General features: G+C 72.5%; 9 protein-coding genes. 6 read left to right on the forward strand and 3 right to left on the reverse strand.

What is annotated here, in order from left to right; translation table 11 throughout:
- Positions 1 to 193 precede the first annotated feature (193 nt).
- Together Aru02nite_RS15530 and Aru02nite_RS15535 are read right to left on the reverse strand one after the other, a co-directional pair.
- Positions 194 to 1,717, reverse strand: coding sequence for a M81 family metallopeptidase (locus Aru02nite_RS15530; RefSeq protein ID WP_203658227.1), 1,524 nt, complete (start codon positions 1,715 to 1,717; stop codon positions 194 to 196).
- Positions 1,718 to 1,752: 35 nt separating this feature from the next.
- Positions 1,753 to 2,958, reverse strand: coding sequence for an ROK family transcriptional regulator (locus Aru02nite_RS15535; protein ID WP_203658228.1), 1,206 nt, complete (start codon positions 2,956 to 2,958; stop codon positions 1,753 to 1,755).
- Positions 2,959 to 3,220: 262 nt separating this feature from the next.
- On the opposite strand from Aru02nite_RS15535, the gene Aru02nite_RS15540 reads away from it, so the two are divergent.
- The 5 genes from Aru02nite_RS15540 to Aru02nite_RS15560 are packed head-to-tail and all read left to right on the forward strand — an operon-like array spanning position 3,221 to position 9,553.
- Positions 3,221 to 5,032, forward strand: a complete 1,812-nt coding sequence (locus Aru02nite_RS15540; protein WP_203658229.1) for a peptide ABC transporter substrate-binding protein — start codon at positions 3,221 to 3,223, stop codon at positions 5,030 to 5,032.
- 22 nt (positions 5,033 to 5,054) lie between these two features.
- Positions 5,055 to 6,014 carry an ABC transporter permease gene (locus Aru02nite_RS15545; protein WP_239076709.1) on the forward strand — a complete coding sequence of 320 codons (960 nt, stop codon included), beginning with the start codon at positions 5,055 to 5,057 and terminating at the stop codon, positions 6,012 to 6,014.
- Positions 6,015 to 6,033: 19 nt separating this feature from the next.
- Positions 6,034 to 6,927 (forward strand): ABC transporter permease, encoded by an 894-nt coding sequence (locus Aru02nite_RS15550; RefSeq protein ID WP_203658230.1) that lies wholly within the window; start codon positions 6,034 to 6,036, stop codon positions 6,925 to 6,927.
- Positions 6,924 to 8,612: a dipeptide ABC transporter ATP-binding protein gene (locus Aru02nite_RS15555; protein ID WP_203658231.1), complete on the forward strand. Its 1,689-nt coding sequence runs from the start codon at positions 6,924 to 6,926 to the stop codon at positions 8,610 to 8,612. Before Aru02nite_RS15550 ends, Aru02nite_RS15555 begins: the two co-directional genes overlap by 4 nt.
- Positions 8,609 to 9,553, forward strand: a complete 945-nt coding sequence (locus Aru02nite_RS15560) for an ROK family protein (protein WP_203658232.1) — start codon at positions 8,609 to 8,611, stop codon at positions 9,551 to 9,553. The genes Aru02nite_RS15555 and Aru02nite_RS15560 overlap by 4 nt, the downstream gene beginning before the upstream one ends.
- Positions 9,554 to 9,655: 102 nt before the next feature.
- On the opposite strand, the gene Aru02nite_RS15565 is transcribed toward Aru02nite_RS15560, so the two are convergent.
- Entirely contained in the window at positions 9,656 to 12,424 is a 2,769-nt protein-coding gene (locus Aru02nite_RS15565; RefSeq protein ID WP_203658233.1) for a heparinase II/III family protein, read from the reverse strand.
- Between the two features lie 83 nt (positions 12,425 to 12,507).
- Here Aru02nite_RS15565 and Aru02nite_RS15570 point away from each other — a divergent pair, with 83 nt between their 5' ends.
- Complete coding sequence (locus tag Aru02nite_RS15570) at positions 12,508 to 14,034, forward strand: DUF3604 domain-containing protein (RefSeq protein ID WP_203658234.1); 1,527 nt, start codon at positions 12,508 to 12,510, stop codon at positions 14,032 to 14,034.
- Position 14,035: the final 1 nt, after the last annotated feature.

Consider the following 14,035-nt stretch of genomic DNA (forward strand, 5'->3'; position numbering starts at 1 on the left):
CAGACCGCGGTGGCACCCGATGTGCCGGCCCGGGTGCCCGATCCGTCCCCGTACGCCGGCCCGAACGTGCCCGAACCCCGCGGCGTGCCGTACCGGAAGCCCGGTGCCGTGCCGGACGTGCCGCGGCGGGCCGTGCCGACACGTGCGTGCCGCGGCGGGCCGGAGCCGGGTGTGGCCCGCCGCGGTGTCGGGGCTACTCGTCGGCGCCGGTGAGCGGCGCGGTGGAGGCGGGGATGATCCGGGCCGACAGGTCCGGATCGGCCATGTCCGGGTCGAACGGGAACATCGGCCGCCGGATCCGGCGGTGCCCGAGGCGTACGAGGTCCTGGTCGACGCCGCCGGGGGTGAGCGCCATCTTCCAGTCGGCGGCCAGGTCGAACAGTTCCGGTTCCAGGTAGCCGATCTTGACCAGGACGATGTCGGCGCCGCGCGGGTCGAGCGACAGGTCGGTGAAGTCGTGCTCGTGGTGGTACGGCTTGCGCAGCCGGGTGAGGATCACGTACACGCTGCCGACGCGCAGGACGACCTCGGTCTCGGCGTCCCGGTCGCCGTGCCGTACGGCGTGCACGACGCCGGTGAGGGTGATCGGCCCGGCGTGCCGGTCGTCCACCTCGGCGCCCGCGGTGACGGTGACCGTCGCACCGATCCCGGCGCGTACGGCGGCGTCGACGGCGGCGGGCCCCGGTACCGAGGCGTAGATGACGATCGGGCCGTCGGGGTCGCGGAACTCGGGCCGGGCGAGGACCTGCGTCAGCCCCCAGGTCACGTCGCCGGCGCCACCCGCGGTGGGATTGTCGCCGGTGTCGCTGATCAGGTACGGCCGGGCGGTGGAGCCGAGCGCGGCGTCGAGGCACTCGTCGAGCGTCCCGGTCGGCGCGACGAACGCGAAGTCGCGGCGCGCGTCCCAGAACCCGCGGGCGAGCCGTTCCGCACCGGCGGCGACAGCCTGCTCAGACTCGCCGGTCACGACGACGGTGGCGCGGTTGCGCGGCTCGTCGGCCCAGGCGTACCCGACCCAGATGGCGGCGTCGATGACGCCGTCGGTGGCCTCGACCTCCTCGACCGCCGCGTACACGCTCTTGGCGGGCTCGATGCGGGTGGAGGTCTGCTCGCCGGCCAGCAGGACCGGCACCGGCACCCACGCCTTCACCGGCCGCGGCGCGCCACTTTCCAGTAGCTGCACCAGGTTGCGGGCGGCGCGCTCCTTGGTCTCCAGGTAGTCCTCGTGCGGCGCCATCCGGTAGCAGGTGATCAGGTCGCTCTGGTGGGCGAGCCGGCGGGAGACGTTGCCGTGCAGGTCCATCGAGGTGGACACGAGCACGTCCGGCCCGATCACGGTACGGATCCGGTCCAGCAGCAGCGCCTCGGCGTCGTCGATGCCCTCGACGCTCATCGCGCCGTGGATGTCGTACCAGAGGCCGTCGAGGTGCGGCATCGCGGCGAGCCGGGCGACCAGGTCGTCGGCCAGTTCGGCGAACGCGGCGGCGGTGGCCATCCCGCCCGGCAGCGACTTGCCGACCAGCGCGCCACGCCAGTCCGCGGCGGCGCGCAACGGCTCGCCGGCGGCGAGGAACGGGTACCGGGTCAGGACCTCCTCGCCGCGCTGCGGGTGGAACGCCGGCGCCTCGGTACGGGCCGGGGAGAACGTCGACGACTCGATCCCGAGCCCGGCGATCGCGATGACGGGGCGGGAGAGGGGGGTGCGGTCTTGCGGCATGGCTCCTCGTACGGGTTGCGGGACAAGGGATGCGGTCAGCGCGACAGGGTCCGGCCGCCGCCGGTGACGGCCTCCAGGGCGCGGTCCAGTGCGCGTTGCAGCGCGAACTGGCCGGCGCCGACCAGACCGGCGTCGGCGCCGAGCCGGACACGTTCGATCACCAGGTGCTTGGTGACGAGCGGGTGGCAGCCCTCGTACAGCTGGCTGCGGACGGCGGCGACGAACGGTTCGAGCGTGGACAGGATGCCGCCGAGGTACACGGCGTCGGGGTTGAAGAAGTTGACGTTCGCCGACAACACCATCCCCAGGTACTTCCCGGCCCGGCGGACCGCGCCGGTGGCGTCCGGGTCGGCCTCGGTGGCGAGCCGGACCACGTCCTCGGTGGACCGTACGGTGGGGTTGGTGGCGGCAAGTTCGCGGACGAGCGAGGCACCGGACGCGACGGTCTCCAGGCAGCCGGTGTTGCCGCAGGAGCAGGGGATGTCGACGGCGGCGTCGATGCGGACGTGGGTGATGTCGCCGGCCGCGCCGGTCGCGCCGCGGTAGAGCCGGCCGTCGGCGATGACGCCGGCGCCGATCGCCGAGCCGATCTTGACGGTGATCGACTGCCGGTGCTCGGCCGGCCGGGCGGCGTGCTCGCCGACGGCCATGCAGTTCGCGTCGTTGTCGACCGCGGCGGGCAGGCCGAACCGCTCCTCCAGCCAGGCGGCGACGGGGAACTCGTTCCAGCCGGGCATCCGCGACGGCAGCGTGACCGTACCGGCGGCGACGTCGACGGGGCCGGGCAGCGAGAGGCCGACGCCGCGCAGGTGGGCCCGGCCGCGCTGTTCGGCGAGCGCCTCCAGCGTGTCGGCGAGCCGGGGGAGCGCCACCTCGGGGCCGTCGCCGACGGCGAACGGAACCGTTGACACGTCGGCGATCGCGCCGCCGGAGAGTACGACGCCGATGCGCGCGTGCCGGCCACCGACGTCGGCCGCCACGGCGAACTCGTCGGTACCGCCGAGCCGGAGTACCTTGCGCGGCCGGCCGCCGGTGGACGACTGCGTCCCGTACTCCGCGACCAGGCCGCGCTCGACGAGCTGCCCGACGGCGGTGGAGATGGTGGACGGCGCGGCACCGAGCAGGTCGGCCAGTTCGGTGCGCGAGGTGGCCTGCCCGGAGGCGACCAGTTCGAGCACGCGGGCGGCGAGCGTCGGGGCGGCGGGGGCGCCCGCGCGGGGCCGGGTGCTTTTTTCAGGCATCGTGTCGCTAACTTCTCCAGAGACGCGGTGGCGACGGCGAGAGTACGCCGGGCGGCGGTGCCGGGACAAGGCGGTCGGCGCCCTCGCCGAACTTCCTTGCGCGTGCAAAACAGCACATCAGAGCCCATCGGTCGGGTGCTGAAGGGGGCTCCGGCTTTTTTCCGATCGGCAGAAACCGAGTTGTTACGGTGGCCCCTCTGTTTTTTCGGAGGACGGCGTCGTTGACTGGCTCGCGATCGCTCAGGCCCCCCCGAGGAGAGTCATGTCCCCTGTCCGTACGGCCGCGCGGCGCCGCTGGGCGCTCGTCGCGGGCGCCGCCGTGTCGGCGGGCGCGCTGCTCGCCGGATGTACCGGAACGAGCGGCTCGTCGTCCGCCTCGTCCGACTCGATCAACTACGCGCTGCCGGCGAACTTCACGCCGAACTGGATCCTCCCGATCGGTACGGCCGCGCACCTGAACACCAACAACGTGTCGATCGCCGCGACGCTGTGGGAGCCGCTCGTCGCGTACGACGGGTCGACCGGTTCGATCGGCTGGAACAAGAAGGCGTCGATCGCCTCCGCCGCCGACTTCGCCGGTGACGGCAAGAGCGTCACGATCACGCTCGGCGACCGGCACTGGAGCGACGGCAAGGCGCTGACCTCCCGCGACGTCGAGTTCTGGTACAACCTGATCCGCGGCAACAAGAAGGCGTGGGCGGGCTACAGCCCGGGCAAGGCGCCGGACAACTGGACCTCGCTGAAGGCCACGGACGCCCGGCACCTCACGATCACGTTCGACAAGGCGTACAACAGCCAGTGGATGCTCGCGAACGAGCTGAGCCTGATCACGCCGCTGCCGCAGCACGTGTGGGACAAGACGGGCGCGTCGGCCGCCGTGTCGGACGCGGACCGTACGACCGCGGGCGCGCAGAAGGTGTGGACCTACCTCAACACCGCCGCCAAGGACATCGGCTCGTACGCGTCGAACCCGCTGTGGAAGACCGTGAGCGGGCCGTACACGGTGAAGTCGTTCTCGACGGCCGGCAAGGTCGTGCTGCGCGCGAACGGCACGTACGACGGTGGCGAGAAGGCGCACATCAAGACCGTCAACCTGATGCCGTTCACGACGACCGCGGCGGAGGAGAACGCGCTGCGTGCCGGTTCGGTCGACTACGGCTACATCGACGCGACGGACCTGGACCAGAAGGACTCGTTCACCAACCGCGGGTACGCGGTGAAGCCGTGGACGGGCTGGGCCATCACGTACATGCCGTACAACTTCAACAACCCGACGATGGGCCCGGTCTTCAAGCAGCTGTACGCCCGGCAGGCCGTGCAGATGTCCGTCGACCAGGACGGCCTCGTCAAGGCCATCTTCAACGGCACCGCGGTCCCCGGGTACGGCCCGGTCCCGCAGGCGCAGCAGTCGAACTTCGTGTCCGACGCGCAGCAGAACAACCCGTACCCGTTCTCGACGGCGAAGGCGTCCGCGCTGCTGCAGAGCCACGGCTGGACCAAGCAGCACGGCGTCATGGTCTGCACCAGGCCCGGTACGTCGGCCAGCCAGTGCGGCGCCGGTGTCAAGGCGGGTACCAAGTTCCAGCTGGAGGTGCTGTCGCAGTCCGGCTCGGCGGTGACCGACAACATGATGAGCGCGATCCAGTCGTCGCTGGCGAAGTCCGGCATCGGCTTCTCCATCAAGACCGCGCCGGTCAACTCGGTCCTGTCGCAGACCCCGCAGTGCACGTCAGACCAGCCGATCTGCAAGTGGCAGCTGTCGTTCTTCGGCACCGCGGGCAGCTGGTACTTCCCGGCGTTCCCGACCGGCGACTCGCTGTTCCAGAGCAAGGGCGGCTCGAACTTCGGCAACTACTCCAACCCGGACGTGGACAAGCTCATCACGGCGACGACCACGGCCAACTCGCAGACCGCCATGCAGGACTACAGCGCCGCGCTGGCCAAGGACCTGCCGGTGATCTGGCTGCCGGAGCCCGACTACCAGATCTCGGTCGTGAAGAACGGCCTCGGCGGGTTCTCGCAGGACTCGCTGGCGAACTTCCACCCCGCCCAGTGGGCGTGGACCGGCAAGTGAGTCGGAACGGAACGGACGGTCCATGAGCACGCTCATGTATCTGGCCCGGCGCGTGCTGCAGGCGGTACTCGTGATCCTCATCGTCACGGTGGTGGTCTTCTGCCTGCTGCACGCGCTGCCCGGCGGGCCTGCGCGCGGGATCCTCGGCGCGCAGGCCACGGCACAGCAGATCGCGCAGTTCAACCACGAGCAGGGGCTCGACAAGCCGCTGCCCGCGCAGTACCTGTACTACCTGCGCACGCTGGCCTCCGGTGACCTCGGCACGTCGTACACGCTGAACGAGCCGGTGTCGACGCTGATCGTGCAGCGGCTGCCGAAGACGCTGGTGCTGACCGTGCTGTCGGCGATCGTCGGGCTGCTGCTGGCGATCCCGCTCGGCATGTGGCAGGCGGTCCGCCGCAACAAGCCGTTCGACTACGCGATCACGACGCTGAGCTTCGTCGCGTACGCGACCCCGGTGTACTTCCTGGGTCTGTTGCTGGTGCTGCTGTTCAGCCAGGTGCTGCCGTGGTTCCCGGCGCAGGCGCCGCAGGGCGACACGCTCGGCCAGGTGCTGTCCGACCCGGCCGGGCTGGTCCTGCCGGTGATCGCCGGGGCCGCGTCGATGGTGGCCGTGTTCAGCCGGTACATGCGGGCGGCGACGCTGGAGAACCTGTCCGAGGACTACGTACGGACCGCGCGGGCCGGGGGTACCCGGCGTCGCGCGATCCTCTGGCGGCACGTGTTCCGCAACTCGCTGACCCCGGTCACCGCCATGCTCGGCTACTACGTGCCGGTGCTGTTCGGCGGCGCGCTGGTGGTCGAGCAGCTGTTCAACTACCCCGGCATGGGCCTGCTGTTCTGGAGTGCCGCGCAGTCCTCCGACTACCCGGTACTCCTGGGCTGCGTCCTGGTGATCTCGGTGGCGACCGTCGTCGGCACCCTGCTCGCCGACATCCTGCAGCGGGTCATCGACCCGCGGGTGGCGGGTGGCCGGTCGTGACGCCCCGGAAGGAGCAACGATGAGCGCGGTGTTGTCACCGGGCCAGATCGAGGTGGGGGAGCCCGCCGGCGTCACCGGGCTTCGCCTGGCGGTACGGCGGTTCCGGCGCAACCGGTTGGCCGTGGTGGGCCTCGGCGTGGTCGTACTGTTCGTGCTGTTCTGCTTCGTCGGCCCGGTCCTGTACCCGACGGACCAGACGCACACGGCGCTGCACGCGGTGAACCTGCCGCCGAGCGCCGCGCACCTGCTCGGTACGGACGCGGTCGGGCACGACGAGCTGGGTCGCCTGATGTACGGCGGGAAGGTGTCGCTGCTGGTCGGTCTCGCCGCGGGCGCGCTGGCCACGGTGATCGGGATGGCGTGGGGCGCCGTCGCCGGGTACGCGGGCGGCTGGACCGACTCGGTGATGATGCGCGTGGTCGACGCGGGCATCGCGATCCCGGCGCTGTTCGTCCTGCTGGTCGTCTCCGCGATCCTCAGCCCCGGCATCTGGGGGATGATCGCGATCCTGGGCTGCGTGTCGTGGCTGGTGCCGTCCCGGCTCATCCGGGCCGAGACGCTGACCCTGAAGAACCGGGACTACGTGCTGACGTTGCGCGCGATCGGCGGTACGCACGCCCGCGCCATCACCCGGCACGTACTGCCGAACTCGGTGTCCACGATCGTCGTGGCGACGACGTTCCAGATCGCCGACGCGATCATGCTCGTCGCGTACGTGTCGTACCTGGGGCTGGGGATCAGGCCGCCGGCCACCGACTGGGGCGGGATGCTGTCCGCCGGCCTGACCGCCGCGTACTCGGGGCGCTGGTGGCTGATCGTCCCGCCGGGCGTCGCGGTCATCCTCGTGGTCTGCGCGTTCAACGCGATCGGTGACGGGCTGCGCGACGCGTTCGACGTACGGGGGCGGGCATGAGTGCCAAGGGAGGCCCGGAGGTGGGCGCACCGATCCTGGACGTGACCGATCTCGGCGTCACGTTCGGCACCGACACCGGTGACGTCGCCGCCGTACGGGGAGTGTCGCTCGCCGTACGGCCGGGGGAGACGCTGGCGCTGGTCGGCGAGTCCGGGTCGGGCAAGTCGACCGTGGCGCTCGCCGCGATGGGCCTGCTGCCGGGCAACGCCCGCGCGAGCGGCAGCGCCACGATCGCCGGTACCGAGGTGGTCGGCGCGTCCGACGGCACGCTCGCCGGGCTGCGCGGGCGTACCGTGTCGATGGTGTTCCAGGAGCCGGCGACGGCGCTGGATCCGTTGACCCGCATCGGTTCCCAGGTCGCCGAGGTGATCCGGAACCACCGCCGGGTGTCGGCCGCCGACGCCCGCCGGGAGGCCGTCGAGCTGCTGCGCCGGGTCGGCATCCCCGACCCGGAACGGCGCGCGTCGGCGTACCCGTTCCAGCTGTCGGGCGGGCAGCGGCAGCGCGTCGTCATCGCGATGGCGATCGCGAACGAGCCGGCGCTGCTCATCGCCGACGAGCCGACCACCGCGCTGGACGTGACCGTACAGGCGGAGATCCTGGACCTGCTGCGCCGGCTCGCCGCCGAGTCCGGTACCGGGGTCCTGCTCGTCACGCACAACATGGGCGTGGTGGCCGACTTCGCCGACCGGGTGGCGGTCATGCTGCGCGGCGAGATCGTCGAGACCGGCGACGTGGAGAAGGTCCTGCTGCGGCCCGGGCACGAGTACACCCGGCGGCTGCTCGGCGCGGTCCCGCGACTGGTCGTGGACGAGCCGGATCCGGCTCACCCCAACGGATCCGCCGCTGTTGGCACCGAACCGGTGGTCGACCTGCGCGGCGTGTCCGTGGTGTTCGGCCGTGGCCGGCGCGCCGTCCGCGCACTCGACGACGTGTCCATCGCCGTACACCCGGGGGAGACGGTCGGGCTGGTCGGCGAGTCCGGCTCCGGCAAGTCGACCGCGGCCCGGGTCGCGCTCGGGCTCGTGGCGCCGAGCGCCGGCACCGTGTCGCTGTTCGGTACGGACCTGCGGCGTGCCCGGTCCCGCGCGCGCCGCGCCCTCCGCGCCGGAATCGGCGTCGTACTCCAGGATCCGGTCGCGTCGCTGGACGCCCGGATGAGCGTCGCGCAGTGCGTGGCCGAGCCGCTGCTCATCCACCGCCGCGGCCTGTCCGCCCGCGAACGCCGCGACCGCGTCGCCGACGCCCTCGAACGGGTACGGCTGCCGCGCGCGCTCGCCGACCGGGCCCCGCGCGAACTGTCCGGCGGGCAACGGCAGCGCGTCAGCCTCGCCCGCGCCCTGGTACTCGAACCGCGGCTGCTGGTCGCCGACGAGCCGACCAGCGCGCTGGACGTGAGCGTGCAGAAGACCGTCCTCGACGTGATCACCGACCTGCAAGGGGAACTCGGCTTCGCCTGCCTGTTCGTCTCGCACGACCTCGCCGTGGTGCAGCAGTTCGCGCAGCGCGTCGTGGTCCTGCGGAACGGGCGCATCGAGGAGCAGGGCAGTACCGGGTCCACGTTGCGGCGCCCCGAAACCGACTACACGCGCCGCCTGCTCGCCGCCGTCCCCGTGCCCGATCCGGTACTCCAGCGGCAGCGCCGCGCCGACCGCCTCGCCGCGTCCGCCGGACCGTCGGCATGAGCGCAGCCGAGGTGTACGCCGGGATCGACATCGGCGGCACCACCACCCAGGTCCTGCTCTGCACACCGGACCTGTCCGTACTCGACCGGGCGGAGGTGCCGACGCCGGCCGCCGCCGGTGGGCACGCCATGATGGGCGCCGCGCTGGACGCGTTGCGGCTGCTGCTCACCCGCGGGTACGGCCGGCTGCTCGGGGTGGGTGTCGGCGCGGCCGGCGTGGTCGACACCGGCACCGGACGGATCGTCGTGGCGAGCGACTCGTTCCACGACTGGTCCGGATACCCGGTGACGGCGACGATCGGGGCCGCGCTGGACGTCCCGGCGTACCTGGACAACGACGTCAACGCGTTCCTGCGCGGCGAGGTCGCGTGCGGGGCGGGTGCCGGCGAACCGGACCTGCTCGGCATCGCCCTCGGTACCGGCGTCGGCGGCGCGCTCTGGCTCGACGGCGCGCTCTACGAGGGCCCGAACGGCGCCGCCGGCGAGATCGGCCACGTACCCGGGTTCGGCGAGCTGCCGTGCACCTGCGGCGGGCGCGGGCACCTGGAGACGCTCGCTTCCGGCCGGTCCATCGCCACCCGGTACGCCGAGCGCACCGGACGCGACGCCACCGCCCGCGACGTGGCCGACGCGGCGGGACGCGGCGACCCGGACGCGATCGCCGTGTACGACGCGGCCGCCGCCGGCATCGCCCGCGCCGCGCTGGTCACCGCCGGCGTCCTCGACGTCACCACGGTCGTCGTGGGCGGCGGGGTGAGCCGCGCCTGGTCGCTGCTGGAACCCGCGATCCGGCGCGCCCTCACCGCCGAACCGCCCGTCAGCGGCCGTCCCGTCCGGCTGCTGCACGCCCGGCTCGGCAGCGACGCGGTCGCGCTCGGCGCCGCGTCCCTCGCCCGTACCGAGCTGGCGGCCGACCGTACCGGGATGGCCTCGGCGAGCTGAGCCCGGCGCGCGGCCCGATGCCACAGCGGGACCGGCCGTCTCGTCTCGTGGGGCCGGGCCGGTCGCGGACGCACCTGACGCGTCCCGACCGGCCGGTAGCGGTCAGGGGTGCACGGTGATGGTGGTGCCGGACCGGGTGAACGCGGTCGCCACGCCGTCGACCGTCACCCGACTCGCCCACGGCGCGGCGATCCGCAGCTCGGCGCTGGCGCCGTCGACAGCGACCGTACCGGCGGCCGGGTCGAGTCGTACCGCGACGGTCTGCGGCCGGTCGGTGGCGAGCAGCGCCGTGTCGTCCTGGTACAGGGCGGTTCCGGCGAGGAGCAGGCGGTGCCGCGGGCCGTTCGCCTCCGCGTACCCGAGGGTGCCGGTGAGCCGGTACCCGCCCGTCGTGCCCGGTCGCAGCAGGTAGCCGGTGGCGGGCGCGGTGCCGGTGACGTCGACGCGCAGCCCGGCGCCGGTCGGGGTCACGCGGGCGTTCCGCGGCTGGCCCGGGAGTACCGGGAGGAGCACGGTGTCGAGGGTGAGCGGACCGGTCGCCCGCGTGGCGTACGAGACGTACCGGGCGTCGGTGACCTCGTACGTGACGCGGGAGTACAGGCCGGTGGGGAGGGTGGCGGTGAGCCGGTCCGGGCGCGCCGGCACGATCCGCAGGTTGGTACCGGAGGCGAACCGGGTCGTCGCGGTTCCGTTGTCCAGCACCGGATCCGCGTCCGGGAGCAGGTGCCACGTCTGCTCGTAGCCGTGCTCGCCGCCGTCGGTGGGCACGAGATCGTCGGTGACCAGCCACAGTCCCTTGTGGACGAACAGTACCGTGCGGGTGTGCCGCACGCCCGGCGTACCGTCGGTCCAGCCGGCGGCGAGGTCGACCCACGGGCTCGCGAACGCGGTCGTCAGGGCGCCGGGCGCGGTGGAATCCTGTGCCCTGCCGTCGATCTCGACCGTGTTGTTCGCCTGCGTACGCCCGCGCAGCCACGCCGACTTCGGGTCGTCGGAGTACGTGAAGGCGCCCATCGCGGGCAGCAGCGGCCGGTCCGCGACGTACACCTGGACGGCCAGCTCGTCGGGGTGCGAGTGCGCGCCGCGGTCGGCGTTGAGCCGCAGGTACCAGTCGTCGCCGCGCCATCCGGTGCGCTGCACGGCGACCCGGGTGTCCGGGTAGCCGACCGAGGTGTGGTCCGGCGCGGTGCCGTGCGCCCCGCCGGTCGCCACGTACCGCAGGGCGTCGTCGTCGAGCAGTTCGGCGAGCGTGCCGAGCTTCCCGCGCTGGTCGCCGTAGCTGGAGTCGCCGTACGCGGGGTCGAACCCGTTCGGGTACGTCTGGTCGGCGAGGAACCACGCCAGCGACCGCAGCGCCCCCGCGGCCTCGAACGCGAACCCGTTCGCCTGGCACACCGTGGCGTCGCCGACGAAGTCCTGCGCCACCCCCATCGCGTACGACGAGCTGGCCTCCACGTACCCGCCGTCCGGGTACAGCGCGTCGGTGAGGACGCGGGTCAGGTAGTCCTGCGCGTTGTCGCGCCAGCCCGCCGCGGCGCTGAACTCGGCGAAGCAGACCCCGAGGTACAGCAGCGTGGACTTGATGGTGACCATCCAGTTCGGGGTGGTCGAGGTGGTCGTGGTGAAGAACCGGCCGGCCTTGGTGACGGTCTTGAGGATCGCCGTGTTGGCCGCGGCGGTCAGCGACGGGCTCGTGCGCAGGATCTCGTACGCGTAGGTCCAGTTCTGGAAGCGCGCGGCGGCGTCGAGGTTGCGGGGGAAGCTGCCCGCGCCCGCGGCCCCACCGTAGGAGTCGGCGTCGGCGACGAAGTCGAGCATCAGCCCGATGAGCCCGGCCGCGTCACTTTCGTCGCGCGAGTCCGCGTACGCGTCGGCGACCGGGCCGGCGAAGTAGAAGCGCGGCAGCTGGTAGCCGTACTCGTTGTCGGCGCCGGCCGGCTTCTTCCAGTCGAACCCGCCCGGGTCGCCCTGCCAGGAGAACGTGTTCTGCACGGTGTTCGACCAGGTCCGCGTGGCCGCGTCGAACCCCTCCTTCTCCTGGTACAGCAGGACGTCCGCGCCGTCGCCGGACGTGTCGCGGCCGACCAGCCGCAGGCTCGCCGCCGCCGGATCGGCGCCCAGCCCGGTCAGGTCGAACCACAGGTACGCCTTGCGCGTGGTCGCCGAGTACGGTCCGGTGCCCTCGTCGCGGACCTGGAGGACGGCGCTGTCGCCGAAGGACGTCGTCGCGTCCGCCCCGTTCGCGATGTACGTGTCCTGGCTCGGGGTCAGCGTGCGCGTCGTACCGTCCGGCATCCGCAGCGTGAGCGTCGGGCCGTCCTGCGCTGCCTGCGCGCTGTGGAACTCGATCGTCCGGGCGGACTTTGTTCGCGCCATGAGCATGAAGCCCAGCCCGCCGGCCGTACGCGCCGGGCCGACGAGGTCGGTCACGTCGGTGGTCACCGCGGTGTCGGTGCCGGTCACGTGCAGCGTCGACCGGTAGATCTCGCCCTTGCCGAGCGTCCAGATCGTGTCGAGGAACAGCGGCACCAGACCGGGTACGTACACGCCGTTGTAGCTCCAGTCCGGCGTGGTGCGCGCCGGCCGGCTCCGGCAGTACGCGAGGAGCGCGTCGCCGGCGGCCGGGTAGTCGCCGGCCTTCGCGGCACTCTCGACGTCGGCCAGCGCGGGCGTACCGGCGTAGTCGAGGGCGGGTGCGGTGGTCCAGGCGCCGGCGTCCCAGGCGCCGAAGAACGCGGCGTCACCGACGTCACTGGTCGGTACGGGCGCGGCGGTGGCGGACGGTCCGGGGTGGGCGGCACCGGCGGTGGCGCCGGCCGCGGCGGCTGTGGCGGCGAGGGCTCCGCGCAGCACGGTACGTCGGGTCAACATCTCCACTCCTCTTGGCGCGAGGGCGGTCAGGGGATAGGCTCCGACTTTATTCCGATGAGATAGAAAAGCGAACCGGAGGGGCGATGCGCGACGCCACCGACGAGCGGTACCAGGGCCGGTCCGTGTACGTGGGCGACATCCACAACCACTGCGGCATCAGCTACGGCCACGGCAGCATCTCCGACGCGTACCGCAACGCGCGGCTGCAACTCGACTTCGCCAGCGTGACCGGTCACGCGCACTGGCACGACATGCCCGAGGGCGACGACCGCATCGCGCGCGTCCGGGAGTACCACGAGACGGGGTTCCGGCGGCTCGCCGACTGCTGGGACCACGTGCAGCAGGTGACCGCGGACGTGCACGAGGACGGCCGGTTCGTGTCGCTGCTGTCGTTCGAGTGGCACTCCATGACCTACGGCGACCACTGCGTCTACTACCGCGGCGACCACGGGCCGATCCTGCGTTCGGGCAGCCTGCCGGAACTGCGCGACGAACTGCGCCGGTTGACCGCCGGCGGGCTGCCCGCGCTCGCGCTGCCGCACCACATCGGGTACCAGAAGGGTTGGCGCGGCGTCAACTGGGACACGTACACGCCGGAGTTCGCGCCGGTGGTCGAGATGATGTCGATGCACGGTTGCGGCGAGTCCGACCGCGCGCCCCGGCCGTACCTGCACACGATGGGGCCGCGGGACGAGGGATCGACCGCGTACCACGGGTTGGAGCGCGGGCACCTGTTCGGCTTCATCGGCTCGACCGACCACCACAGCGCGCACCCCGGCAGCCACGGGTACGGCCGGCTGGCGGTGTGGGCGGATTCGCTGACGCGACAAGGGATCTGGGACGCGATCACCGCCCGCCGGACGTACGCGCTGACCGGTGACCGGATCACGCTGGCGACCGGGGTCAACGACGCGCTGATGGGCGAGGTCGCGCCCGCCGCACGCGAACGCCGGGTGTGGGCGCGCGCCGCGGGCGGCGACGAGATCGACTACCTGGAGATCGTCCGCAACGGCGAGGTCGTCCACCGGGTACGCCCGCGTCCGGTCGAGGAGGCCGACTTCCTCGGTACCGTCGCGTTCAGCGTCGGGTGGGGGCAGCTCGGCGTACCGGTGGAGTGGGACGTCCGGCTGACCGTCCACGGTGGACAGTTGCTCGGCGTGGAACCCCGGCTGCGCGGCGAGGACATCGTGGCCCCGGCCGAGTCCGAGCCCGACCGGTTCAGCTTCTCCGACTGGGGCCGCGAGGGCACCCACGCGGTCCGGCTGCGTACGCTGACGAGGGGCAACCCGACCGTGCGTACCGATGCGACGCAGGGCATCGCGCTGCGTATCCGCGGCGACCGCTCGACCCGGGTCGTCGCCGAGGCCAACGGCGTGACCGCCGAACACACCCTCGCCGAACTGCTCGCCGGCCCGCGTACCGGCTACACCGGCGGCTTCGTCTCCGGCGCGTACCAGTTCCACCGGGCCGTACCGGACTCGCTGTCCACTGTGGAGGCCGAGCTGGTCGAGGAACGCCCCGGTGACCGGCGCGACTGGTACCACGTGCGCGTGCGGCAGGTGAACGACGAGTGGGCGTGGAGCTCGCCGACCTGGGTCGCCGCCGGCTGAC

This window comes from Actinocatenispora rupis, from assembly GCF_016861975.1.
Classification (GTDB): domain Bacteria; phylum Actinomycetota; class Actinomycetes; order Mycobacteriales; family Micromonosporaceae; genus Actinocatenispora; species Actinocatenispora rupis.

Excerpts from the sequence above, each read along its gene's own strand:
- Aru02nite_RS15530 (WP_203658227.1), bottom strand. The coding sequence starts at position 1,717 with ATGCCGCAAGACCGCACCCCCCTCTCCCGCCCCGTCATCGCGATCGCC.
- Aru02nite_RS15535 (WP_203658228.1), bottom strand. The coding sequence starts at position 2,958 with ATGCCTGAAAAAAGCACCCGGCCCCGCGCGGGCGCCCCCGCCGCCCCG.
- Aru02nite_RS15540 (WP_203658229.1), top strand. The coding sequence starts at position 3,221 with ATGTCCCCTGTCCGTACGGCCGCGCGGCGCCGCTGGGCGCTCGTCGCG.
- Aru02nite_RS15545 (WP_239076709.1), top strand. The coding sequence starts at position 5,055 with ATGAGCACGCTCATGTATCTGGCCCGGCGCGTGCTGCAGGCGGTACTC.
- Aru02nite_RS15550 (WP_203658230.1), top strand. The coding sequence starts at position 6,034 with ATGAGCGCGGTGTTGTCACCGGGCCAGATCGAGGTGGGGGAGCCCGCC.
- Aru02nite_RS15555 (WP_203658231.1), top strand. The coding sequence starts at position 6,924 with ATGAGTGCCAAGGGAGGCCCGGAGGTGGGCGCACCGATCCTGGACGTG.
- Aru02nite_RS15560 (WP_203658232.1), top strand. The coding sequence starts at position 8,609 with ATGAGCGCAGCCGAGGTGTACGCCGGGATCGACATCGGCGGCACCACC.
- Aru02nite_RS15565 (WP_203658233.1), bottom strand. The coding sequence starts at position 12,424 with ATGTTGACCCGACGTACCGTGCTGCGCGGAGCCCTCGCCGCCACAGCC.
- Aru02nite_RS15570 (WP_203658234.1), top strand. The coding sequence starts at position 12,508 with ATGCGCGACGCCACCGACGAGCGGTACCAGGGCCGGTCCGTGTACGTG.